Annotated in this window: 18 protein-coding genes; 9 read left to right on the top strand and 9 right to left on the bottom strand. The window is 71.0% G+C overall.

Features of this window, described 5'->3' with window-relative positions:
• The first annotated feature begins 15 nt into the window (after positions 1–15).
• Positions 16–975: a hypothetical protein gene (locus OG897_RS10845; RefSeq protein ID WP_266655187.1), complete on the top strand. Its 960-nt coding sequence runs from the start codon at positions 16–18 to the stop codon at positions 973–975.
• Positions 976–1031: 56 nt separating this feature from the next.
• Here OG897_RS10845 and OG897_RS10840 read toward each other — a convergent pair whose 3' ends face one another.
• From OG897_RS10840 to uvrA, 3 genes are all read right to left on the bottom strand, one after another.
• Positions 1032–1463 carry a Rieske (2Fe-2S) protein gene (locus OG897_RS10840; protein ID WP_266655185.1) on the bottom strand — a complete coding sequence of 144 codons (432 nt, stop codon included), beginning with the start codon at positions 1461–1463 and terminating at the stop codon, positions 1032–1034.
• A gap of 158 nt (positions 1464–1621) precedes the next feature.
• Entirely contained in the window at positions 1622–3238 is a 1617-nt protein-coding gene (locus tag OG897_RS10835) for an alpha/beta hydrolase (protein ID WP_266655183.1), read from the bottom strand.
• A 266-nt stretch (positions 3239–3504) separates the two neighbouring features.
• The gene (gene uvrA, locus OG897_RS10830) at positions 3505–6609 is read right to left on the bottom strand and encodes an excinuclease ABC subunit UvrA (protein WP_266655181.1); all 3105 of its coding nucleotides are present in this window, start codon (positions 6607–6609) and stop codon (positions 3505–3507) included.
• 252 nt (positions 6610–6861) lie between these two features.
• On the opposite strand from uvrA, the gene OG897_RS10825 reads away from it, so the two are divergent.
• The 4 genes from OG897_RS10825 (at position 6862) to OG897_RS10810 (ending at position 10814) form a co-directional block, all read left to right on the top strand.
• Positions 6862–7548, top strand: a complete 687-nt coding sequence (locus OG897_RS10825) for a maleylpyruvate isomerase family mycothiol-dependent enzyme (protein ID WP_266655179.1) — start codon at positions 6862–6864, stop codon at positions 7546–7548.
• Between the two features lie 22 nt (positions 7549–7570).
• Positions 7571–8227 carry an MBL fold metallo-hydrolase gene (locus tag OG897_RS10820; RefSeq protein ID WP_266655177.1) on the top strand — a complete coding sequence of 219 codons (657 nt, stop codon included), beginning with the start codon at positions 7571–7573 and terminating at the stop codon, positions 8225–8227.
• Positions 8228–8308: 81 nt separating this feature from the next.
• Complete coding sequence (locus OG897_RS10815; protein WP_266655175.1) at positions 8309–9397, top strand: carcinine hydrolase/isopenicillin-N N-acyltransferase family protein; 1089 nt, start codon at positions 8309–8311, stop codon at positions 9395–9397.
• A 73-nt stretch (positions 9398–9470) separates the two neighbouring features.
• Complete coding sequence (locus OG897_RS10810) at positions 9471–10814, top strand: MFS transporter (protein ID WP_266655173.1); 1344 nt, start codon at positions 9471–9473, stop codon at positions 10812–10814.
• A 142-nt stretch (positions 10815–10956) separates the two neighbouring features.
• Here OG897_RS10810 and OG897_RS10805 read toward each other — a convergent pair whose 3' ends face one another.
• The 4 genes from OG897_RS10805 to uvrB form a co-directional block, all read right to left on the bottom strand.
• Positions 10957–11943 carry a TerC family protein gene (locus OG897_RS10805; RefSeq protein WP_266655171.1) on the bottom strand — a complete coding sequence of 329 codons (987 nt, stop codon included), beginning with the start codon at positions 11941–11943 and terminating at the stop codon, positions 10957–10959.
• 255 nt (positions 11944–12198) lie between these two features.
• On the bottom strand, positions 12199–14271 hold the full coding sequence (locus tag OG897_RS10800) for a TerD family protein (protein WP_266655169.1): 2073 nt from the start codon (positions 14269–14271) through the stop codon (positions 12199–12201).
• A gap of 214 nt (positions 14272–14485) precedes the next feature.
• Positions 14486–15064, bottom strand: a complete 579-nt coding sequence (locus tag OG897_RS10795) for a TerD family protein (protein WP_266655168.1) — start codon at positions 15062–15064, stop codon at positions 14486–14488.
• A 143-nt stretch (positions 15065–15207) separates the two neighbouring features.
• The gene (gene uvrB / locus OG897_RS10790) at positions 15208–17328 is read right to left on the bottom strand and encodes an excinuclease ABC subunit UvrB (protein WP_266655166.1); all 2121 of its coding nucleotides are present in this window, start codon (positions 17326–17328) and stop codon (positions 15208–15210) included.
• 278 nt (positions 17329–17606) lie between these two features.
• Here uvrB and OG897_RS10785 point away from each other — a divergent pair, with 278 nt between their 5' ends.
• The 3 genes from OG897_RS10785 to OG897_RS10775 all read left to right on the top strand — a co-directional run bounded on the left by OG897_RS10785 (position 17607) and on the right by OG897_RS10775 (position 20735).
• Positions 17607–18491, top strand: a complete 885-nt coding sequence (locus tag OG897_RS10785) for a glycerophosphodiester phosphodiesterase family protein (protein ID WP_266655164.1) — start codon at positions 17607–17609, stop codon at positions 18489–18491.
• A gap of 90 nt (positions 18492–18581) precedes the next feature.
• Positions 18582–19172, top strand: coding sequence for a methylated-DNA--[protein]-cysteine S-methyltransferase (locus OG897_RS10780; protein ID WP_266655162.1), 591 nt, complete (start codon positions 18582–18584; stop codon positions 19170–19172).
• Between the two features lie 312 nt (positions 19173–19484).
• Positions 19485–20735: an MFS transporter gene (locus tag OG897_RS10775; RefSeq protein ID WP_266656742.1), complete on the top strand. Its 1251-nt coding sequence runs from the start codon at positions 19485–19487 to the stop codon at positions 20733–20735.
• Between the two features lie 54 nt (positions 20736–20789).
• Here OG897_RS10775 and OG897_RS10770 read toward each other — a convergent pair whose 3' ends face one another.
• Positions 20790–21152, bottom strand: coding sequence for a cupin domain-containing protein (locus tag OG897_RS10770; protein WP_266655160.1), 363 nt, complete (start codon positions 21150–21152; stop codon positions 20790–20792).
• Between the two features lie 252 nt (positions 21153–21404).
• Here OG897_RS10770 and OG897_RS10765 point away from each other — a divergent pair, with 252 nt between their 5' ends.
• Positions 21405–21686, top strand: coding sequence for a GlsB/YeaQ/YmgE family stress response membrane protein (locus tag OG897_RS10765; protein ID WP_266655158.1), 282 nt, complete (start codon positions 21405–21407; stop codon positions 21684–21686).
• A 97-nt stretch (positions 21687–21783) separates the two neighbouring features.
• Here the strand turns inward: OG897_RS10765 and OG897_RS10760 are convergent, their stop codons facing one another.
• Positions 21784–22434, bottom strand: coding sequence for a uridine kinase (locus OG897_RS10760; RefSeq protein WP_266655156.1), 651 nt, complete (start codon positions 22432–22434; stop codon positions 21784–21786).
• Positions 22435–22508: the final 74 nt, after the last annotated feature.

Raw genomic sequence — 22508 nt, 5'->3', positions numbered from 1 at the left:
TGCGGAGGAGCCGTGATGCGTCAGCACCCGCCACCGGACGCCGACGACCTCGTACCGGAGGAGGCCGATCTGGAGCGGCTGCTGCGGACCGGACCCTTCCATCTGGCGCTGCGGGCCGCGCTGGCACTGCGCGGACTGCCGTTGCAGCGCGTACGGCACCACCTGGCGGGGCGCGGCATCACCGTCGGGGTGACCAGCCTCAGTTACTGGCAGCAGGGCGCACGGCGTCCGCAGCGGCCGGAATCGCTGCGCGCCGTACGGGAGTTGGAGGACGTGCTGCGGCTGCCCGCCGAGTCGCTGATCCGGCTGCTGCTCGCGGAGGGCGCGGCGGCCGAGGGCGAGAGACCCCAGAGCCTCTCGTACCGGGCGCTGGTGGAGGCGTCGGGCTCGGTGGAACGGCTGCTGTCGGAGCTGGAGTCCCCGGTCGACGGCGGCCTGCACACCGTCGGCCACCACGAGCGGGTGCGCATCGGGCCCGACCGGGAGCTGGTGGGGCGCGACTCGCAGCACGTGGTGCGGGCGCACCGGGACGGCGTCGACCGCTATCTCGCCGTGCATCACGGCGACCCGGGGTGCGACCCGTCCCGGGTGGCGGTGCGGGCCGGGGAGAACTGCCGCACCGGGCGGGTGCGGTGGCACCGGGAGACCGGGCTCGTCGTCGCGGAGCTGCTGTTCGACGCGCGGCTGCGGGCCGGGGACACGTACTTCTTCGAGTACGGCTTCGAGGACGGCACCGGCGGGCCCAGCGTCGAGTACGTGCGCGGCTTCCGCTTCGCGGGCGGGCAGTACGTGCTCCAGGTCCGCTTCGACGAGCGGGCGCTGCCGGTACGGTGCCGCCGCTTCGCCCAGTCGACGGCCGGTGCGCCGAGGGCGGCGCGCCAGGACCTGACGCTGAGCGGGCGGCACGGCACGGTGCACTTCGTGGAGCAGGGGGTGCGGCCGGGGATCCTCGGGGTGGACTGGGACTGGGAGTAGCCCCTGGCCCTTTCTGATCAGTTCGGGCCACCGGACGGTGACCGGTTCTGACCGGTTCAGGCGTCCGGGCCCGCGACCAGCTTGCCGTCCTTCAGCTTGACCGGGACGGCGGGCAGCGGGGCGGTCGCGGGGCCCAGGAGCACCTGGCCTGTTGTGGTGTCGAACCGGCTGCCGTGGCAGGGGCAGTTGCCCTCGTTGGCCTCGACCTTGTCGAGCAGGCAGCCCGCGTGGGTGCACTGGGCGCTGAACGCCTTGTACTCGCCCTTCTTCGGGCAGCTCACGATCACGCGCTGCTCCCGGTACAGCTTGGAGCCGCCGACCGGCACGGCCGCCGGGTCGCCGAGGTCGACCGGAGCGGTGGGGGTCGGCGTCTCGGCGTGCCCGAGCTTGGACTCGGTGGAGCAGGCGGCGGCGCCGAGCCCGGCGGCCCCGGCGAGTGCGGCGCCCTTGAGGACGGTACGGCGGGCGGCGGACGTGCTGCCGGACATGGCGGTCTCCACGGGTGCGGTGCGGGTGGTGCGGGACCGCGCCGCCACGGGCGGACGGGCGGTGCGCCGTTGCGTCCCGACGATACCTGTGGGGCGGTCGGGGCCGGTGCGCAGGGGAGCGCGTCGGAGACCCGCCGGACCGGCTTGACGGGAGCGCGTCACGTACCCGGCAGGGTCTCCGGCAGCTCGTCGCCCGGCTCCCCCGGCGGCACCGCCGGGCAGGCCGTGCCGTCGGCGGGGAGGGTCCCGTCGACGAGATAGGCGTCGGTCTTCTCGCGGATGCACGGGGAACTGCCGTACGCGCCGTGGCCCTCGCCGTCGTACTGCAGCACGACCGCGTTGCCGAGCCGCCGCGCGGTCTCCTCGGTCCACCGGTACGGGGTGGCGGGGTCGCCCTTGGTGCCGATCAGCAGCACCTGGGGCCCGGAGACGTTCTCCACGTTCCGGATGTAATCGGTACCGGCGGGCCATCCGGTGCAGGAGATCGCACCGCCGACCATGTCGCGGCCGAAGACCGGGGACGCCTCGGTGAACTCCTTCTCGATCGTGGCGAGTTCCTTCTCGGAGACGGCGCCTCGGTCGGGGTCGTCGGCGCAGTTGACGGCGATCAGGGCCTCCTCGCCGTTGCCGGGCTCGTCGGCCAGCGAGTTGATCTCGACGAGGATGCCCGGGTCGCCGTCCTGGTCGAGGTCGGCGATGCCCTGGGCGAGCGCGGGCCATGCCTGGGCGGCGTACAGCGAGATGGACAGCGCGCCGCGCAGGTCGGCGACGCCGAAGGGGTTGCCCGCCTCGTCCCGCACGGGCTTGCGGGTGAGGGCGGCGACGACACGGTCGACGGTGCGGGTGGCCTCGGCGGTGGTGCTGCCGAGCGGGCAGTTCTGCTTCTGGTCGGCGCAGGTGGCGAGGAAGGCTTCGAACGCCTTCTGGAAGGCACGCGCCTGGTTCAGCCCGGAAACGCGGGAGTTCTCGGTGAGGGTGTCCACGGCGTCCAGGACCAGCCGCCCCGACCTGTCGGGGAACTGCGCCGCGTAGACCGATCCGAGCCGGGTCCCGTACGAGATCCCCATGTAGTTCAGCTTCTCGTCGCCGAGGGCCTGGCGCAGGACGTCCAAGTCGCGGGAGACGTTGATGGTGCCGACGTGCGGGAGCAGCTTGCCGGTGTGCTGGGCGCAGGCGGCGGCGATGTCCTTGAGCTCCTTGACCAGGTCGCCGTGGTCGAGGGGTGCGTCACCGGGCGGGACCTGCGGAGCCCCGTCTCCGTCCTCCAGCTCCTCCTCGGCCTCTTTCCCGCAGTTGACGGGCGAACTGCGGCCCACCCCGCGCGGATCGAAGCTGACGAGGTCGTACCGCTTGCCGAGGCTCCTGTACGTGTCCTTGGCCTCGGCGAGCGTGGTGAGGCCGGAGGCGCCGGGTCCGCCGAAGTTGAAGACGAGGGAGCCGATGCGGTCGCCGCCGCCGGAGCTGGGGCTCGCGCTGGCACCCGTGCCGGATCCGGTGCCGGTACTGCGATATCGGCCGACCGCGAGGGTGATGGTGCCGAGGGCGGGGTTCGCGTAGTCGATCGGGACGGTGAGCCGGGAGCACTCCATGCCCTTGAGGGCGGTGCCGCCCTTGGGCTGCTCCTCGCCCTCGCAGTCGCCCCAGGCGAGCTTCTGGTCGTAGAAGCGGGCCAGGTCGGGGCTGTCGGCTGCGGTCGCGGGGCGCACGGCCGTCGCGGTTCCGGCGAGCAGGAGGGCCGTGCCGGTGAGGGCGGTGGCGGCGCTGCGTAGGTGCATCCCGGGTGTGCCTTTCACGAGGCGGACCCCCGGAACTCAGCCTAGGGGCGCGTACGCCGCCCCGCCCGCCGGGACGGGAGCCCGGCGGCGAGAGGGCTGGGCGGAGGCTGCGAAGCATGCCTCCAGGGGTGCGGGGAACTGCGCGGCCAGCCATGACGCGCCCGCACGCAACGGGAGCCGAGCCTCGCGGGCCGGAACGCCGACGGCGTGGGCCGGGACCTGTCAGAGGTCCCGGCCCACGCCGTCGTGTCGCACAACTCCGCCGGTCAAGCCTTGCGAGCCCTCGCAGTGGTCTTCTTCGCGGGCGCGGCCTTCTTGACCGGAGCGGCCTTCTTGGCCACAGCCTTCTTGACCGGAGCGGCCTTCTTGGCCACAGCCTTCTTGGCCGGGGCCGCCTTCTTGGCAGCCGGGACGGCGGACTTCGCGACCTTCTTGGCGGCAGCCTTGCTCGCGGGCACCGTCTTCACCGCCTTCCGCACCGGAGCCTTCGTCCGGCCACCAGCGGCCACGGGCGTCGCATCACTGATCCGGCTCGGGTCCAGGATGTCCCGCAGGAACTTCCCGGTGTGGCTGGCGGGAACCCCCGCCACCTCCTCCGGCGTCCCCTCGGCGACGACCAGACCGCCGCCCTTGCCGCCCTCGGGCCCCATGTCCACGACCCAGTCGGCGGTCTTGATCACGTCGAGGTTGTGCTCGATGACGATCACCGAGTTCCCCTTCTCGACCAGCCCTTCCAGGATCTTGATCAGCTTGCTGATGTCCTCGAAGTGCAGCCCCGTCGTCGGCTCGTCGAGGATGTACACGCTCCGCCCCGACGACCGCTTCTGGAGCTCCGCCGCCAGCTTGACGCGCTGCGCCTCACCGCCGGACAGCGTGGTCGCCGCCTGCCCCAGCCGTACGTACCCGAGCCCGACCTCGTTCAGGGTCGCCAGGTAGCGGGCGATCGAGGTGACCGGCTCGAAGAAGGCAAGGGCCTCCTCGATCGGCATGTTGAGCACCTCGGCGATGTTCTTGCCCTTGTAGTGCACTTCGAGCGTCTCGCGGTTGTACCGCGCCCCGTGGCACACCTCGCACGGAACGTACACATCCGGCAGGAAGTTCATCTCGATCTTGATGGTGCCGTCGCCGGAGCAGTTCTCGCAGCGGCCGCCCTTGACGTTGAAGGAGAACCGGCCCTGCTGGTAGCCCCGGACCTTCGCCTCCGTCGTCTCCGCGAACAGCTTGCGGATCTTGTCGAAGACTCCGGTGTACGTCGCCGGGTTCGAGCGCGGCGTGCGCCCGATCGGCGACTGGTCGACGTGCACGACCTTGTCGAGGAGCTCGTCGCCCTCCACCCGCGTGTGCCGCCCCGGAACGCTGCGCGCCCCGTTCAGCTCGCGGGCCAGATGCGTGTACAGGATGTCGTTGACCAGCGTCGACTTGCCCGATCCCGAAACACCGGTGATGGCGGTCAGCACCCCCAACGGGAAGGTGACGTCGATGTCCCGCAGGTTGTTCTCCCGCGCCCCGTGCACCGTCAGATGGCGCGCCGGGTCCACGGGCCGCCGCACCAGCGGCGTCGGGATGGCCCGCTTGCCCGACAGGTACTGACCGGTGATCGACTCCTTGTTGGCCAGCAGCCCCTTCATGGAGCCGCTGTGCACCACTCGGCCGCCGTGCTCACCGGCACCCGGGCCGATGTCGACGATCCAGTCGGCGACCTTCATGGTGTCCTCGTCGTGCTCGACGACGATCAGCGTGTTGCCCATGTCGCGCAGCCGCACCAGCGTCTCGATGAGACGGTGGTTGTCGCGCTGGTGCAGACCGATGGACGGCTCGTCCAGCACGTACAGCACGCCGACGAGACCCGACCCGATCTGCGTGGCGAGCCGGATGCGCTGTGCCTCACCGCCGGACAGCGAACCCGCCGGACGGTTCAGCGACAGGTAGTCGAGGCCCACGTCCACCAGGAAGCGCAGCCGCTCGTTGACCTCCTTGAGCACCCGCTCGGCGATCGTCTTGTCGCGGTCGTTCAGCGTCAGCTGCGCCAGGAAGTCGGCGCACTCGCTGATCGACATCGAGGAGACCTCGGCGATGGACTTCTCCATCACCGTGACCGCGAGGATCAGCGGCTTGAGGCGCGTGCCCTCACAGGTGGGGCAGGGCACCTCGCGCATGTAGCCCTCGAAGCGCTCGCGGCTGGAGTCGCTGTCGGACTCCGCGTGCCGCCGCTTGACGAACGGCACCGCGCCCTCGAAGGAGGTGGTGTACGCGCGCTCGCGCCCGTACCGGTTGCGGTAGCGGACCTCGATCTGCGTCTTGTGACCGTAGAGCAGGGCCTTCTTGGCGCGCTGCGGGAGTCCCGCCCACGCCATCGACGTGCTGAAGCCCAGCTCGCTCGCCAGGGCGTTGACCAGGCGGGCGAAGTAGTCCTTGGTGTGGCCGTGCGACCAGGGGTGGATGGCGCCGTCGTCCAGGGACTTGTCCGGGTCCGGGACGATCAGCTCCGGGTCGACCTCCATGCGCGTACCGATGCCGGAGCAGTCGGGGCAGGCGCCGAAGGGCGAGTTGAAGGAGAAGGACCGCGGCTCCAACTCCTCGAACGACAGGTCGTCGTACGTGCAGTACAGGTGCTCGGAGTACATCCGCTCGCGGTCCGGGTCGTCCGCGTCGAGGTCGACGAAGTCCAGGACGACCATGCCGCCGGACAGCCCGAGGGCGGTCTCCACGGAGTCCGTGAGGCGGCGCTTGGCGCTCTCCTTCACGGTGAGGCGGTCGATGACCACCTCGATGGTGTGCTTCTCCTGCTTCTTCAGCGTGGGCGGCTCGCTCAGCTGGATCGTCTCTCCGTCGACCCGGGCACGGCTGTAGCCCTTGGTCTGGAGGTCGGCGAAGAGGTCCACGAACTCGCCCTTGCGCTCGCGCACCAGCGGCGACAGCACCTGGAAGCGGCTGCCCTCGGGCAGTTCCAGCACCTTGTCGACGATGGCCTGCGGCGACTGCCGGGCGATCGGCCGCCCGCACTCGGGACAGTGCGGCTTGCCGATGCGGGCGAAGAGCAGCCGGAGGTAGTCGTAGACCTCCGTGATGGTGCCGACCGTCGAGCGCGGGTTGCGCGAGGTCGACTTCTGGTCGATGGAGACGGCGGGCGAGAGACCCTCGATGAAGTCCACGTCCGGCTTGTCCATCTGACCGAGGAACTGCCGTGCGTAGGAGGAGAGCGACTCGACGTAGCGGCGCTGCCCCTCGGCGAAGATCGTGTCGAACGCGAGGGAGGACTTGCCCGAGCCGGAGAGCCCCGTGAACACGATGAGGGAGTCGCGGGGAAGGTCGAGCGAGACGTTCTTGAGGTTGTGCTCGCGAGCGCCACGAACGATGAGACGGTCGGCCACGCCGGTTCGCACCTTTCTGGAGAAGAAAGCAGGGTGCTGAGAAGCAGGCTGCTGAGACGGAGTGTCCAGTGCGGGGCGGCAACATCTGCCACGTTGGACGCCGGGCCCTCGGACACCGTTCCGTTCAACGGCGACCGCGGGCTCGAATGTTCCCTTCGAGCGTATAGCACGTACATTCGATTAGCGGCCAGATGGCCATCGCTTCACCCGAACGAGTGGCTACGCCTTGCGCTGCGGCCTATCGTCTGCCCCATGAACGATCATGCGCACGATCTGGCCCTGCTGAGCGACGCCACGAACCGTCTGCTCGCCGCCGCGGCCACTCTGGACAACGCCGCCGTCGCCGAACCGTCACGGCTGCCCGGCTGGAGCCGTGGGCACGTGCTGGCCCACCTCGCCCGCAACGCCGACGCCCTCCAGAACGTCCTCGCGGGCCGCCCCATGTACGTCAGCGCCGAGGCCCGCGACGCCGACATCGACCGCGACGCCCCGCGCCCCCTCGACGTACAGCTGGACGACGTACGGGCGACCGCGGACGCCTTCCGGCGGGTGGTGGAGGAGCCCGCCGACTGGAGCCGCGCCGTGGAGCTGCGCAACGGAGTCACGGACTCGGCGTCCCGGGTGCCGTTCCGGCGGCTGATCGAGGTCGAGCTGCACCACGTGGACCTCGGGATCGGCTACGAGCTGGAGGACCTTCCCGAGGAGTTCACCGGGCGCGAGATCGCCTGCCTCGCGGACCGCTTCTCGGGCAACGCCGCGGTGACCGCCGCGACGCTCACCTCGGCCGACGGCAGGCGGTGGACCACCGGGCGCAAGGACGGCGACGCGGTCACCGTGACGGGTGCGGCGGCCGACCTCCTGGGGTGGCTGGCGGGCCGCCGCGACGGCGGTGCGCTGAGCGTCGAAGGGGGCACGCTTCCCGTACTGCCGCCGCTGTGACGGCCGCTATAGGGTGCGCGGTATGACGTACAGCGGAGCAGTGAAGGTCGGCGGACCTGCGGATGTGCACGAGCTCAAGGACCTGATGATCTCGAAGGTCGCGGTCGGGTCGATGAACAACAACGCGTACCTGCTGCGCTGCCGGGACACCGGTGAGCAGTTGCTGATCGACGCGGCGGCCGAGCCGCACACCCTGCTGACGCTGATCGGCGACGGCGGCGTCGCGTCCGTCCTCACCACCCACCGGCACGGCGACCACTGGCAGGCCCTCCAGGAGGTCGTCGACGCCACCGGTGCGCGCACCCTCGCGGGGCGGTACGACGCGGAGGGCATCCCCGTGCCGACCGACGTCCTTCTTGAGGACGGCGACACCGTGCGGGTGGGACGCGTCGAGCTGACCGCGCGGCACATCGTCGGTCACACCCCGGGCAGCATCGTGCTCGTGTACGACGACCCGCACGGCCACCCGCACGTCTTCACCGGTGACTGCCTCTTCCCCGGTGGCGTCGGCAACACCTTCGGCGACGCGGACGCCTTCGTGTCGCTGCTGCGCGACGTGGAGGAGAAGGTGTTCGCCCCGCTGCCGGACGAGTCCTGGGTGTACCCGGGGCACGGCGACGACACCACCCTCGGTGACGAGCGCCCGCACCTGGCCGAGTGGCGCGAGCGGGGCTGGTAGCACCGCTGCCTCCGCTTGCGTCACGGCCCTCCCGGACGCCCGCGTTCCGCACGCATAGTGGGCACCAGGGAGGGCCGACCCATGAAGACGTCCCGTGCCGCAGCGACCGTCGCACCGCTGGCCGCACTCGCACTGCTGCTGAGCGCCTGCACGGAGGCACCCGTGTCGCGGACACCCGGCGCCTCCCGGCCGACGAGCGCTTCCGCGCCACGCGACGCGGCACGGGACACGGCTCGCGACGCGGCGGCCTTCGCCTCGCTCCGCAAGGTGGACGACCACCCGCTGTGGCAGATGCGGTTCGAGGGGACGTATCAGCGCGAGTCGCGGTCCGTCGCACCCGCCGTGCCGCCCACGGCCGGTTTCGGCTGCTCGCTGTTCTTCGCGGGCGGCGACCGCGACGACCCGCAGTACGCGCGGAACTTCGACTGGCGGCACGGACCCGCCCTGCTGCTGTTCACCGACCCGCCGGACGGCTACGCCTCGGTGTCCGTCGTCGACACCACCTACCTCGGGCTGAAGTCCTCCGCCGACTTCACCACCGAGCACGGCAAACGCGGCCTGTTGCAGGCCCCGTTGCTGCCCTTCGACGGCATGAACAGCAAGGGACTCGCCGTCGGCTTCGCCTCCGTGGACCGCGCGGACGGGCCCAAGGGCGGTACCAAGGTGGGCAGTACGCGCATCCAGCGCATCGTCCTCGACAAGGCGGCCACCGTCGCCGAGGCCCTCACGCTCTTCGGCCAGTACGAACTCGACTTCACCGACGGCCCTCCCCTGCACTACTTCCTCGCCGACGCGGGTGGCGACTCGGCCGTGGTCGAGCTGGTCGGCGGGAAGACCGTGGTCGCCGAGCGCGGCCGCAAGCCGTGGAACGGCGCGGTCAACTTCACCTTCGCCGACACCCCGGCCGCCGGGCGCCTTCAGGACAGGCGCTACGGCGCCGCGACGAAGGTGCTCGACGATGCACAGGGCACGCTGGACACCGACGGGTCCTTCGGTCTGCTGCGCACCGTCGCCCAGTCGCACACCCAGTGGTCCGTGGTGTACGGCATGAAGACCGGCAAGGTGACGCTGGTGACCGGTCAACGCTGGGAGAAGCGGCACGAGTTCACGCTGCCCATGGACGGAGCGCAGGGGCCCCGCGAAGGACCCCGCGATGCGCCCACCGGGTGATCTTTCGCGGTGAACCGGTACGACAAGTGCGTCACACCCCATGGCGGCGCGCCACGTCGGGTAGCGACGCCGCATGCACGCTTCACGATCACCGGCCCGTCCGGGCAGCCCCTCCATGCTCCGGCTCGCGACCGCGTCCCTCGCCGGTACGGCCATCGAGTTCTACGACTTCGCGATCTACGGAACGGCCGCCGCCCTCGTCCTCGGCCCCCTCTTCTTCCCCTCCTTCTCGCCCCTGGCGGGCACTCTCGCGGCCTTCGGCACCTTCGGGGTGGGTTTCCTCGCCCGGCCGGTCGGCGCGGTCCTCTTCGGGCACGTGGGCGACCGCTTCGGCCGCAGACCCGTGCTGTTCTCCTCGCTGATCCTCACCGGGGCGACGACGGTGGCCGTCGGCTGTCTGCCCACGTACGACTCGATCGGTCTGCTCGCACCCGTCCTGCTGATCCTGCTGCGCTTCCTCCAGGGGCTCGGGCTGGGCGGCGAGTGGGGCGGGGCGGTGCTGCTCACCGTGGAGCACGCGCCGGCGCACCGGCGGGCCCTGTGGGCGAGCTTTCCGCAGACCGGCCCCTCGATCGGGTTCCTGCTGGCGAACGGCGTGATGCTGGCGATGTCGGCGGGCCTGACCGACGCGCAGTTCACCTCGTGGGGGTGGCGGGTGCCGTTCTGGGCGGCGGGCGTACTGGCCGTCGCCGGACTGCTGCTGCGCTCCTCCCTGGAGGAGACACCGGACTTCAAGGAGCTGGCGGCGAAGGGCGAGCGGGCCGGGGCGCCGTTCGCCGAGGTGGTGCGCGACCACTGGCGGCTGGTGCTGCTGACGGCGGGCGCGCTCTCGCTGGGGTACGCGCTCGTCTACACGATGTCGACCTGGTCGCTGGCGTACGGCACCGAGCACCTCGGCGTCGACCGTACGGTGATGCTCGGCTGCGTCATGGCCGCCGTGGTGCTCAAGGGCCCGCTGATCCCGGTGGCGGCGGTGATCGGGGACCGGGTCGGGCGGCGGCCGATGTGCCTGGTGGGCTGCGCGATCAGCGCCCTGTGGACCTTCCCGATGATGGCGCTGCTCTCGACCGGTGAGCCGTGGCTGATGTTCCTCGGCTTCCTGGGCGGATCGGTGTCGTTCGCGGCGATGTTCTCGGTGATCGGCGCGTATCTGCCGGAGCTGTACGCACCGCGCGTGCGGTGCACCGGGGCGGCGCTCGGCTACAACCTGGCCGGGGTGTCCGGCGGTGCGCTCACCCCGATCGTGGCGACGGCCGTGTCGGGCGGGGACGGGCCGCCGTGGGGCGTGGCGGCGTATCTGACGGGGATGGCGCTGGTCAGCCTGGGCTGCTTCGCCCTGCTCCCGGAGACGCGTCCGGCGGCCGTACGGGCCGCGGAGGCGAAGGCCGCCGGGGCGGAGGGGGCCGCGCCCGCCTGACGCGGGCCGCCCGACCGTGCGTACGGACGCAACCGTGCGTACGGACGAGACCGTGCGTACGGACGAGACCGTGCGTACGGACAGAAAGGTGGAGGGGACGGCATGCACGCCGTCCCCTCCACCTCTCGTACGAGCCCTGGGGTCAGGACTCGATCGGAGCCTTGTCCTCCTTGGCGGCCTCCGCCGCCTCCCGCTTCTTGTTCGCGATCAGGCTGGTGATCGTCGTGACGACGAGCACGCCGCAGATGACGGACAGCGAGACGGCGATGGAGATCTCCGGAACGTTCACGCCGCTCTCGTGCAGTGCGTGCAGCACCAGCTTGACGCCGATGAAGCCGAGGATGACGGAGAGGCCGTAGCTGAGGTGGACCAGCTTCTCCAGCAGGCCGCCGATCAGGAAGTACAGCTGGCGCAGACCCATCAGCGCGAAGGCGTTCGCGGTGAAGACGATGTACGGGTCCTGGGTCAGGCCGAAGATCGCCGGGATCGAGTCCAGCGCGAACAGCACGTCCGTCATGCCGATGGCGAGCATGACGACCATGAGCGGCGTCAGGATGCGCTTGCCGTTCTTCTGGATGAACAGCTTCGTGCCGTGGTACTGGTCGGCGACGCCGAACTTCTTCTCGATCTTCTTGAGAAGCATGTTCTCCTCGGGCGCCTCCGCCTCCTCACCCGCACGCGCCTCCTGGACGAGCTTCCAGGCGGTGTAGATCAGGAACGCGCCGAAGATGTAGAAGACCCACGAGAAGTTGGCGATGACCGCGGCGCCCGCGGCGATGAAGATCGCCCGCAGCACCAGGGCGATCAGCACGCCGATCAGCAGCACCCGCTGCTGGAGGTGGGACGGCACCGAGAACTTCGCCATGATCAGCACGAAGACGAAGAGGTTGTCGACGCTCAGGGACTTCTCGGTGATGAAGCCCGCGAAGAACTCGCCGGATGCCTTGCCCTCGCCGAACACCAGCAGACCGAGTCCGAAGATCACGGCCAGCGCGATCCAGACGACCGTCCAGATGCCCGCTTCCTTCGTCGAGACGTCGTGGGGCTTGCGCCCGATGAAGAAGTCGACACCGATCAGGGCCGCGAGGGCCAGGATGGTGAAGAGCCACATGTTGAATGAAACGTCCACTGCGCCTCCGGCAGATAGCTACGGCAACTCAATCAGCGTCGTCGCTGCCGGAGGTCTCTTCCACCCGAGCCGCCTTCTGGCGTGCAACGGGCCGATGCCCCGGGACCGATGGCGGTCCGTATTGACGGGAACATCGCAGCCGGGAGTACTCCCCTCCGCACTGAAGAGAGTACCCGAAACACCAAGAACAGGTAAAGGGCAAGGTAAAGGAGGCCCAAAAGCGCAGGTCAGATGAGTGCCTTTGGATCCGGGTGATCAGCGGCCGAGGGCCCTCCTGGCCGCCGCCACCTGACTCAGCACGTTCCACAGCACCTGGCTCCCGGGCGGCGCGAGGAGCGGTTCGTACGTCCAGGCGTGCCCCACCCACGGGTCGGCGAGGTGCGCGTCGGGCACCGGCGTCAGTCGCAGCAGCGAACGCCACAGCGGGTCGAGCACCGGGCCGTAGGCGCTCGCGTCCTCGCGGTCGGCGACCATCATGAGGTGCACGCCGACGGACGGACCTTCGTCGGCGAGATAGCGCAACTGGGTGACGGCGCGGTCGTCGAAGCCGTGCGGGAAGTCGTTGACGATCAGAAGCTGCTCGGCCGTGTCCAGGTGCGGCGGCAGCGCGTCGGAGGCACCCGCCCTGATCGCCATCTGTACGAGGTCCACGCGCTCGGTCAGCCGCGCCAGCACGTCCGCCACGCCCTGGGCTCCCGCGGCGGGCGGCGAGGCCAGCGCGCCGGACTTCACCAGCGGGGCGAGCGCGGCGGACGCGGAGCCCGCGGGGTCGACGACGTGCACCGTGAATTCGCCCGCCGGGTACGCACCGAGCAGTCGGGCGGCGTGCGCGACGGCCGTGTCCATGGCGAGGCGGCGCAGCTCGTCGGTGTCCATCATCATCGCGGCCTCGGAGCCCGTGCGGCCCGCGTCTATCCACAGACCGCGCTCCAGCGGAAGCCGTACCAACAGCGGAATGTGCAGGTCGGGGCGCTCGGGCAGGTGGAGATCTCCGATGCGCAGCGCCATCGGGATCTCCATCGGGACCTTGTACGCGTGCCAGGCGGGGTTGTCCCAGCGGGCGAAGGACGGCGGCAGCGCGGGCTCCACCACGTCGGACTCGGCGACGAGCTGGGCGATGTCGCGGTCCAGGACGGCGCGGGCCTGCTCCACGAGCGCGTCGCACTTGGCGCGGGCGGTGCGGCGGGCCTCGTCGCCGGTGCCGCCGATGCGGCTGCGCGGGTCGGAGAGGACCTGTTCGAGCTCCTTCTCCATCCGGGACTCGGCGAAGTCGACGGCGCTGCGGTAGGCGGCGGCGGTGCGGGCCAGGTCCTCGAACATGCCCCAGACCTGGTTGTAGAGCCGTTCCTCCATGGACCAGCCGGAGGCGTCGCCCGCGACGGGGTGCGGCGGCTGCCCAGGACCGGAGGGCTCCGGGCGGGCGGGCGGCGGGGCGGGCGCGTTCGGCGGGGCGGCCGGGGGCTGCTTGCGGCGGCGCGGGTGGCTGTAGTCGACGGGGCCGGAGGGGGCGGCCGGGCCGGAGGGGGCGGCGGGCGGGGTCTGGTCCTGCGCGCCTGACTGCGCGGGCAGGCCCGGTGCGGACGTCGGCGCGGCGGGCCGGGTGCCCTGCTGGGGCGGCGGGGTGTCCTGGTGGGACTGGGGCGTCCCGCTGTCGCCATCGGCGAGGTTTCCCCGTACGCCGTCCTGGGCGGAGGCGCCCTGCCGGGCCGGGCGGGCGGCGCGGCGGGCCCGGTCGCCGTCGGCCGTACGGGGCGGGGGCGCGGACACCGAACGGGCGAGGCTGCGGCCGACCGCGTCCTGGATGGCGGCGGCCAGCTCGCCCGCCTGCGCCAGGCCCTGGTCGGCGAGCAGCTCGGCGAGGCCGCCCGCGTACCCCTGGCCCACGGCACGTACCTTCCAGGCGTCCTGGCGGCGGTACAGCTCCAGGGCGACGACGGCGGACTCGGCGTCCAGGCCGGTCAGGGTGAAGGTGGCGACCTCGGTGCCGTCGAGTCCCGTGACGGCGACGAAGGGGGCGGCGACCGCGCCGAAGCGGGCCGGGAAGCCCACGGCGGTGGGCAGCGCCAGCAGCACGTGCACCCGGTGCGCCTCCTGCGGGAGCGCGCCGAGGTCCACGGCGAGCCGGTGGTCCGCGGCGGCCTGCCGGGACACCTCCAGGCCGGGGAGCTGGTGGGCTCCCGGGTGGGCGACCCACTCCGTGCCCCGTACGGTGCCCTGCTCGTCGACGAGCGTGGCTCCGGCGACGACCGGCTGACCGGCCGAGACCCGGATCTCCAAACGGGCCTGGGGCAAGGGGTGGTTCTGCCCCCGGACCAGTTCGGCCGTCATCGTCTGTCTCCCCCACCGTCGGTGATCACCGTTGCGTCGTGCGCGCGTGCGTCGTGCTTGCTTCGTACCTGTGTCACGCCTGCTTCTCCCGCCGTGGTTCCGCCGCGGGAATGCGGTGCAGCTCCCGGCGGCCTGCTGCCTCCGGGAGCTGCGGTACTGCTGATGCTCCTGTGCCTGAAGGCGCGTGCCTGGGTGCGCGCCTGAGGGTGCGTGCCTAGAGGTGCGGCAGGATCGACGGCATCAGGTCCTGGAAGGTGCGCCCGTTGGCCGGGTTGCCGAGGGCGGTCATCTGCCAGCCCGCCCCCGCGCGGCTGACCTTGGCCATGATCTGGGCGGTGTACTGGCCGCCGCCGTCGAGGGTGTAGCGGGCCAGCTCCTGGCCGTTGGTCTCGTCGACGATGCGGCAGAAGGCGTTCTGCACTTCCTGGAAGGTCTGGCCGGTGAAGGAGTTCACCGTGAAGACGATCTGGTCGATGTGCACCGGGACCCGGGAGAGGTCCACGAGGATCGCCTCGTCGTCGCCGCCTTGGCCCGCGCCGCCGACCAGGTTGTCGCCGGTGTGCTTCACGGAACCGTCGTCGCTGACCAGGTGGCGGAAGAACACGACGTCGACCGGCTGCTTGTCCGCGAACAGGACCGCCGACGCGTCGAGGTCGATCTCCTGGGTGCGCTTGCCGAACAGACCACGGCGCGGCGCCGCCTGCCAGCCGAGCCCCATCCGCACCGCGGTCAGGGTTCCCCCGTCGCTCTTCTGCAGGCTGATGGCCTGGCCCTTGGTCATGTTGACCGTCACGCGCTACCCCTCTCCACAAACCCCGTCACCACCCGTGTGTGCGGTTGTCAGCACCCTACGCAGTCCGCCCGACGCGGTCGCAACTCCGGTGCGTTTTGTGTCGTTCCTGCAACACTCCGCGGCGCACCGGAACGCTCGCGCCGTTACGCCTGTCCCGCCTCCCTCATCATGCGCAGTTCCTTCTTGAGTTCGCCGACCTCGTCGCGCAGCCGGGCGGCCACCTCGAACTGGAGCTCCGCGGCGGCGGCGCGCATCCGGTCGGTCATGTCCTCGATCTGCTGGGCCAGTTCGGCGGCCGGGCGGTCGGTGAGGACCTCGGCGCCCTTCTTGCCCTTGGCGGCCTTCCCGCGCAGCGCCGGAACCGGGGCCTTGGCGTCCTTGCCCGCCTTCGGCTTGCGGTAGTCCGTACCGAGCAGTTCCTCGGTGTCGACCTCCTCGCGGGCGATCGTCGCGACGATGTCGTTGATCTTCTTGCGGAGCGGCTGCGGGTCGATCCCGTGCTCCTTGTTGTACGCGACCTGCTTCTCGCGGCGGCGGTTGGTCTCGTCGATGGCCTTCGCCATCGCCGGGGTGATCCGGTCCGCGTACATGTGGACCTCGCCGGAGACGTTGCGCGCCGCGCGGCCGATGGTCTGGATCAGGGAGGTCCCCGAGCGCAGGAAGCCCTCCTTGTCGGCGTCGAGGATCGCCACCAGGGACACCTCCGGCAGGTCGAGGCCCTCGCGCAGCAGGTTGATGCCGACCAGCACGTCGTACTCACCGGCGCGCAGCTCGCGCAGCAGCTCGATGCGGCGCAGGGTGTCGACGTCGCTGTGCAGGTAGCGGACCTGGATGCCCAGTTCGAGGAAGTAGTCGGTGAGGTCCTCGGCCATCTTCTTGGTGAGCGTGGTGACCAGGACGCGCTCGTCCTTCTCGGTGCGCTTCCTGATCTCGTGCACCAGGTCGTCGATCTGGCCCTCGGTGGACTTGACGACGACCTCGGGGTCGACGAGTCCGGTCGGGCGGATGATCTGCTCCACGAAGCCGTCGCCGCGCGAGAGTTCGTACGTGCCCGGGGTCGCGGACAGGTACACGGTCTGGCCGATCCGCTTCTGGAACTCCTCCCACTTCAGCGGGCGGTTGTCCAGCGCGGACGGCAGCCGGAAGCCGTGGTCGACGAGGGTCCGCTTGCGGGAGGCGTCGCCCTCGTACATCGCGCCGATCTGCGGGACGGTGACGTGCGACTCGTCGAGGACGAGCAGGAAGTCCTCGGGGAAGTAGTCGAGGAGGGTGTGCGGGGCGGTGCCGGGCGCGCGGTCGTCGAAATGCATGGAGTAGTTCTCGACGCCGGAGCAGCTGCCGATCTCGCGGAGCATCTCCAGGTCGTAGGAGGTGCGCATGCGCAGCCGCTGGGCCTCCAGCATCTTGCCCTGCTTGTCCAGCTCGGCGAGGCGCTCCGCGAGCTCCTTCTCGATGCCGTTGATCGCCTTTTCCATGCGCTCGGGTCCCGCCACGTAGTGGCTGGCGGGGAAGACGTACAGGCTCTGGTCCTCGCTGATGACCTCGCCGGTGAGCGGGTGGAGCGTGGACAGGGCCTCGATCTCGTCGCCGAACATCTCGATGCGGACGGCCAGTTCCTCGTACACCGGGAAGATCTCGATGGTGTCGCCGCGGACCCGGAAGGAGCCGCGGGTGAACGCCACGTCGTTGCGGTTGTACTGGATGTCGACGAAGCGGCGCAGCAGGGCCTCGCGGTCGATCTCGTCGCCGACCTTGAGGGAGACCATGCGGTCCACGTACTCCTGCGGGGTGCCGAGGCCGTAGATGCAGGAGACGGAGGCGACGACGATCACGTCGCGGCGGGTGAGCAGCGAGTTCGTCGCGGAGTGGCGCAGTCGCTCGACCTCCTCGTTGATCGAGGAGTCCTTCTCGATGTAGGTGTCCGACTGCGGGACGTACGCCTCGGGCTGGTAGTAGTCGTAGTACGAGACGAAGTACTCGACGGCGTTGTGGGGCAGCAGCTCGCGGAACTCGTTCGCCAGCTGGGCGGCGAGGGTCTTGTTGGGCGCCATGACGAGCGTGGGGCGCTGGAGCTTCTCGATCATCCAGGCGGTCGTCGCCGACTTGCCGGTGCCGGTGGCACCCAGCAGGACGACGTCCTTCTCGCCTGCGCGAATGCGCTTCTCCAGCTCGGCGATGGCCGCCGGCTGGTCACCGCTGGGCTGGTAGGGACTGACGACCTCGAAGGGCGCCACCGTACGTTCGATCTTGGAAACGGGCCGCATGCAACCACCGTACGACCCACCACTGACACTCACGTGGTGATCGGCCTCCGGGGGCGGGTACGGGAGGTGGTGCGGGTGTACGGAACCGGGCTCCGGGAGTTTACGGACCGGCCCCCACCCGATCGGCCGAAGTCCCTCTCCGTACCGGAACCGTCACGAAGCGTGTTGGACGCACGTGTCACATCGTTCACCGCATGGCCATTCCTCACCTGTCCCGCGTTGGCGGGCAGCTGTCACGCTCGGTCGCCCGAGCCGTCTTCTCGCGCAAGGAGAGATCCATGCTCACCCTCGCAGTCGCCGCGACCCTGACCGCTCTCGCGGGCGGGACCGCCGGTGTGGTGGAGTCCCCGGCCGCCCCCGGGGCCGCCCCGGTGGCCGCTCCCACCACTGTGCCCTCGGTCATCGCCCACCGGGGCGCTTCCGCGTACGCGCCGGAGAACACCCTCGCCGCCGTCGACAAGGCGCACCGGCTGGGCGTCGACTGGGTGGAGAACGACGTCCAGCGGACCAAGGACGGCGAGCTGGTGATCGTCCACGACGACAGCCTGGCGCGGACGACCGACGTGGAGCAGGTGTTCCCGGGCCGCGCCCCGTGGAGGATCAAGGACTTCACGGCGGCGGAGATCCGCAGGCTGGACGCGGGCAGCTGGTTCGGCCCCGCGTACGCGGGTGCGCGCGTGCCGACGCTGAAGCAGTACCTGAAGCGGGTGGACCACAACCGGCAGAAGCTCCTGATGGAGGTCAAGAATCCGGCGCTGTACCCGGGCATCGAGAAGGACATGCTCAAGGTGCTGCGCGCGCAGGGCTGGCTGGACACGGCGCACGTGCGGTCGCGGCTGGTGGTGCAGAGCTTCGACGCGGCGAGCATCCGGGCCGTGCACCGGCAGCACAAGGGCCTGATCACCGGGTTCCTGGGCACGCCCAAGGTGGCGGACCTGCCGACGTACGCGGCGTACACGGATCAGATCAATCCGCAGCACTCCTCGCTCAGCAAGGAGTACGTGGCGGCGGTGCACCGGCTGAAGGGGGCGCACGGGCAGCGGCTGCGGGTGAACGCCTGGACGGTGGACGACGCGGCGAACGCGAAGAAGGTCAAGGGCTTCGGCGTGGACGGGGTCATCAGCAACAGGCCGGACGTGGTGCGGGCGGCGATGCGCGGCTGACCTCGCGGGGGCGCATGGCCTCGGGGGCCGCGAATGACCTCGCGATGCGCGGCTGACCTGGGTCTTCCTCGCCGTCCTGGCCCGTTGTCAGTGCCCGGTCGTACCGTGGGGAGCGTGATCAGCGAAACGCCTCGGGCGAGTTGTGTGGAGTGGGCCGTCGTCCGCAGTGACATCGGCCCGCTCCTGCTGGCCGCGACCGGAACGGGCCTGGTGAGCGTGGTCTTCCACGCGGACGAGAAGGTACGCGCCCAGGCCCTGAAAGTTCTGGCGTCACGACTCGGTGCCGCACCGGTCGAGGTGGCGGAGCCGATACCCGCGTCGAGTCGGCTGGCCGAGCCGGTGCGCCAGTTCGCCGCCTACTTCGCGGGCACGCTGCGGGCGTTCGACCTGCCGCTGGACTGGTCGCTGACCTCCGGGTTCAACCGCCAGGTGCTCCGCGAGCTGAACGACGGCGTGCCGTACGGGACGGTCGTCGGGTACGGCGATCTGGCCGGACGCGTCGGGCAGCCCGGGGCGGCGCAGGCGGTCGGGGCGGCGATGGGCTCGAACCCGCTGCCGGTGGTGGTGCCGTGCCACCGGGTGGTGGAGAGCGACGGCGGACTCGGCGGTTTCGGTGGCGGCCTGGAGACGAAGCGGGTGCTGCTGGCGCTGGAGGGGGTGCTGCCGGAGCCGCTGTTCTGAGACCGGGTGCGCGGGCAAGGGGTGCGGCGATGCCGTGCGGTGGGCGGGATTACCTGGTGCCCCGGAGAGTGCGGGCTGGGACACTGCGGCGGTGACGACATTCTTTGACGAGTACACGTACATATGCGGCTCCCTCGCGGTGACCGCGGCCACCGGCGGAGAGGCGTGTACGAAGTGAGCACCACGGACAGGAACGAGCGCCCCGAAGAGACAGAGGACACCGGGGCCACCGGGCGCACCGGAGCCGACGGCGTGCCGCACACCGGTGACTCCGACCCCGCCTCCGGAGGTCTGGTCGCGGACACCGCACCCGTGACCCCGCCCCCGGTGACCGCCGCCGAGGTGCCCGCGCTCCAGCGCCGTACGACCGCCGTGCTGGTCATCAGCCAGATCCTGGGCGGCCTCGGCGTCCCCATCGGCATCACCCTCGCGCCCGTCCTCGCCACGGAGATCGGCGGCACCGAGGCCGTGTCCGGGCTGGCTCCGACCGCGTCCGTGGTGGGCACGGCACTGTTGTCCGTGCCGCTCGCCTCACTGATGACGCAGCGCGGCCGGCGGCCCGGGTTCGTCCTCGCCTACCTGATCGGGGCGCTCGGAGCGGCCCTCGTCGTGGTCGCCGCCCTCGCCGGGAGCTTCCCGCTGCTGCTGCTCGGCATGGCGGGGTTCGGTGCGGCGTCCCTCGCGAACCTCCAGGCCCGGTTCGCCGCGGCCGACCTGGCCGCCCCCGACCGGCGGGCCAGGGCGATCTCCACGGTGGTGTGGGCGACGACCATCGGTGCGGTGCTCGGGCCGAACGTCGCGGCCCCGGCCGGGCGCCTCTTCTCCGGCACCTCCCTCCCCGTGACGGCGGCCCCGTTCGTGTGGGCCGCCGGAATCTTCCTGATCACGGGAGTGATCGTCGCCATACTGATGCGCCCGGACCCGCTGCTGACCGCGCGGGCGCTGGCGCCGCAGGAGGACAACTCGGCCGCGAGCCGCTCGCTGAAGGCAGGGATCGCCGCCGTGAAGGCGTCCCCACGGGCCCGCCTCGCCCTGGTGACGGTCGCCGTCACGCACACCGCGATGGTGTCGATCATGACGATGACGCCCGTGCACCTGGGCCACCACGGTGCGGGGCTGCAACTGGTGGGGCTGGTCATCAGCGGCCACATCGCGGGGATGTACGCGTTCTCCCCGGTCATGGGCTGGCTCGCGGACCGGCTCGGACGGCTGTCCGTGATCGGCCTCGCGGGCGGACTGCTGGCGGTCGCCGCCCTGCTGGCGGGCACCTCCGGCGGCAGCCACGGGCAGACCGCCGCCGGACTCTTCGTGCTGGGCCTCGGCTGGTCGGCGGGCCTGGTGTCGGGATCGGCGCTGCTCACGGAATCCGTACCGCAGCCCGCCCGCGCCGCCGTGCAGGGCCTGTCCGACCTCACGATGAACTCGGCGGCGGCCGTCGGCGGCGCGGCGGCCGGACTGATCGTCGCGCAGGCGGGCTACGGCTGGCTGAACGCGGCCGGGGCCCTGCTGCTGGTGCCGATGGTGGCGCTGGCGCTGATCACCGCACGTACGGAGAACGCCTGAGACTTGCCGCTGGCGTGAGGCCCGAGGCCGGGCCTGACGCTCCGCGGGGCGGCCTCAGAGGCTGATGTGGTACGCCTTGCGCAGCGTCTCGTGCACCGTCCACGTCGTACGGTCGCCCTCGCGCAGCACGCACGCGTCGCCGGGACCGATCTTCAGGGTCGCGCCGCCCTCCACCACGACGGTGGCACGACCGCTGACCACGACGAAGAGTTCGTTGGCCTCGGTGTCGGTCACCACGCCGGGCGTGATCTGCCAGATGCCCCGCAGCTGCTTGCCGTCCGGGGACTCCCAGAGCACCTTGCCGGTGACCTCGGGTGCGCCGGAGACGATCTGCTCCGGGTCGAGCGGTTCGGGCTCCAGCTCGGCGTCCGGAATGTGCACGGAGAAGGAGGCGGGAAGTTGATCAATTGTCGTCATGGCCGGTCACCTTAGCCGCGACCCCTGGCACCTCGTCGGCCAGGCCCGGAGCATGGACACCACGGTGCCCGCGTCTCTCTCCCGTACCGTCCCGTCACCCCCTGTCACGTGCGTTCCACCTTTCGGCAAAGTGGTGGGAAACGACAATGCCGTAAGGCGTGCACCGGCGCGCGAGGGGCACAGGTACGGGCACAGACCTCGGCAGAGGGCTACGGCTCGGCAGAGAGCCACGCTCGACAGGGAGCTATGAGCATGGAGATTTCCGGCTTCATCAGCGCGATCGTCATCGGCATCATCATCGGCGTCCTCGGCAGGCTCGTGGTCCCGGGCCGCCAGAAGATCGGCATCCTGTGGACCATCGCCGTCGGCATCCTCGCGGCACTGGCGGGCGCGGCGATCGCCAAGGCGTTCGGGGTGCAGGACACCAAGGGCGTCGACTGGATCGAGTGGCTCATCCAGATCGGCCTCGCCGCGATCGGCGTCGCCGCCCTGGCCAGCTTCAAGTCCGGCAACCGCAGCCGAAGCCACCGGTAGACCGGAACTCGAAGCCCCGCCCACGGCACCCGTCACGCATCCGAAACCATCGGCTCCGGACGGCGGGGCTCACGCCCGGACGCCCCGTCCCGAGCCCTCACTCCCCGTCGCCCGGCAGCCCGGTCCACGCCGGATGCCGCGCGTCGTCGGCCCGTACGACGACGTCGGCGGCGTCCGAGGGCCCGACCTCCTCCTCGTACCGCGCGAAGGCGGGCAGCATCCACCGTTCGTCCTCGGCGGTACGACGCCCCAGTGCCCCCGGCGACAGCCGCACGTGCACCGTCAGGTCGAACGGGAACCACCGCCCGAGCAGCATCGGGCCGTGCACCAACAGCACACCACCGGGCGGGAGTTGTACGTACGGGCTGCGCGTCGCCCGGTCGGTGACGGGGTCCCAGAGGTCGGGCAGCACCCGCCCGGTGCCTCCGGCCTCCAACGGGCCGAAGACCTCGCGCCACAGGGCCCCGGTGTCGAACCACCCGTCGACGTACGTGTCCGGGTCCTGCTTCCCGTACTCGAAGCGCAGCGAAGCCGACCGCAGGAACCCCTGGGTGTCGACCTCGTGGACGCTGCGCCCCCGCTCCCGCAACGCCTCGGCGAGCGGCCCGGCCAGCTCTCCCGTACGAGCGGCGGGCGCACCGTCGACGCCGACCTTCAGCCACGGGCTGCCGTCGCCGGGCTCCAGGCTGTCGAGGTGGCGGGCCAGACGGCCCGCGAGGCGTCCCCAGGTAATCGGTCGAAGATCCACCCGTACATCATCGCCGGTACGGAATGCGGCGGCCTCCCCGGAGGGCCTCCGCTTGACCTTGCCACTGGCGTCAA

It is taken from the genome of Streptomyces sp. NBC_00237, from assembly GCF_026342435.1.
In the GTDB taxonomy this organism is placed as follows: domain Bacteria; phylum Actinomycetota; class Actinomycetes; order Streptomycetales; family Streptomycetaceae; genus Streptomyces.
Note: the sequence above shows the minus strand (reverse complement) of the source record. Positions and strands in the feature narration are given on the sequence as shown.

Coding starts and splice junctions, on each gene's coding strand:
- OG897_RS10770 (WP_266655160.1), bottom strand. CDS start 21,152: ATGACGACAATTGATCAACTTCCCGCCTCCTTCTCCGTGCACATTCCG.
- OG897_RS10800 (WP_266655169.1), bottom strand. CDS start 14,271: ATGACGGCCGAACTGGTCCGGGGGCAGAACCACCCCTTGCCCCAGGCC.
- uvrB (WP_266655166.1), bottom strand. CDS start 17,328: ATGCGGCCCGTTTCCAAGATCGAACGTACGGTGGCGCCCTTCGAGGTC.
- OG897_RS10820 (WP_266655177.1), top strand. CDS start 7,571: ATGACGTACAGCGGAGCAGTGAAGGTCGGCGGACCTGCGGATGTGCAC.
- OG897_RS10835 (WP_266655183.1), bottom strand. CDS start 3,238: ATGCACCTACGCAGCGCCGCCACCGCCCTCACCGGCACGGCCCTCCTG.
- OG897_RS10810 (WP_266655173.1), top strand. CDS start 9,471: ATGCACGCTTCACGATCACCGGCCCGTCCGGGCAGCCCCTCCATGCTC.
- OG897_RS10840 (WP_266655185.1), bottom strand. CDS start 1,463: ATGTCCGGCAGCACGTCCGCCGCCCGCCGTACCGTCCTCAAGGGCGCC.
- OG897_RS10845 (WP_266655187.1), top strand. CDS start 16: ATGCGTCAGCACCCGCCACCGGACGCCGACGACCTCGTACCGGAGGAG.
- OG897_RS10815 (WP_266655175.1), top strand. CDS start 8,309: ATGAAGACGTCCCGTGCCGCAGCGACCGTCGCACCGCTGGCCGCACTC.
- OG897_RS10785 (WP_266655164.1), top strand. CDS start 17,607: ATGCTCACCCTCGCAGTCGCCGCGACCCTGACCGCTCTCGCGGGCGGG.
- OG897_RS10825 (WP_266655179.1), top strand. CDS start 6,862: ATGAACGATCATGCGCACGATCTGGCCCTGCTGAGCGACGCCACGAAC.
- OG897_RS10765 (WP_266655158.1), top strand. CDS start 21,405: ATGGAGATTTCCGGCTTCATCAGCGCGATCGTCATCGGCATCATCATC.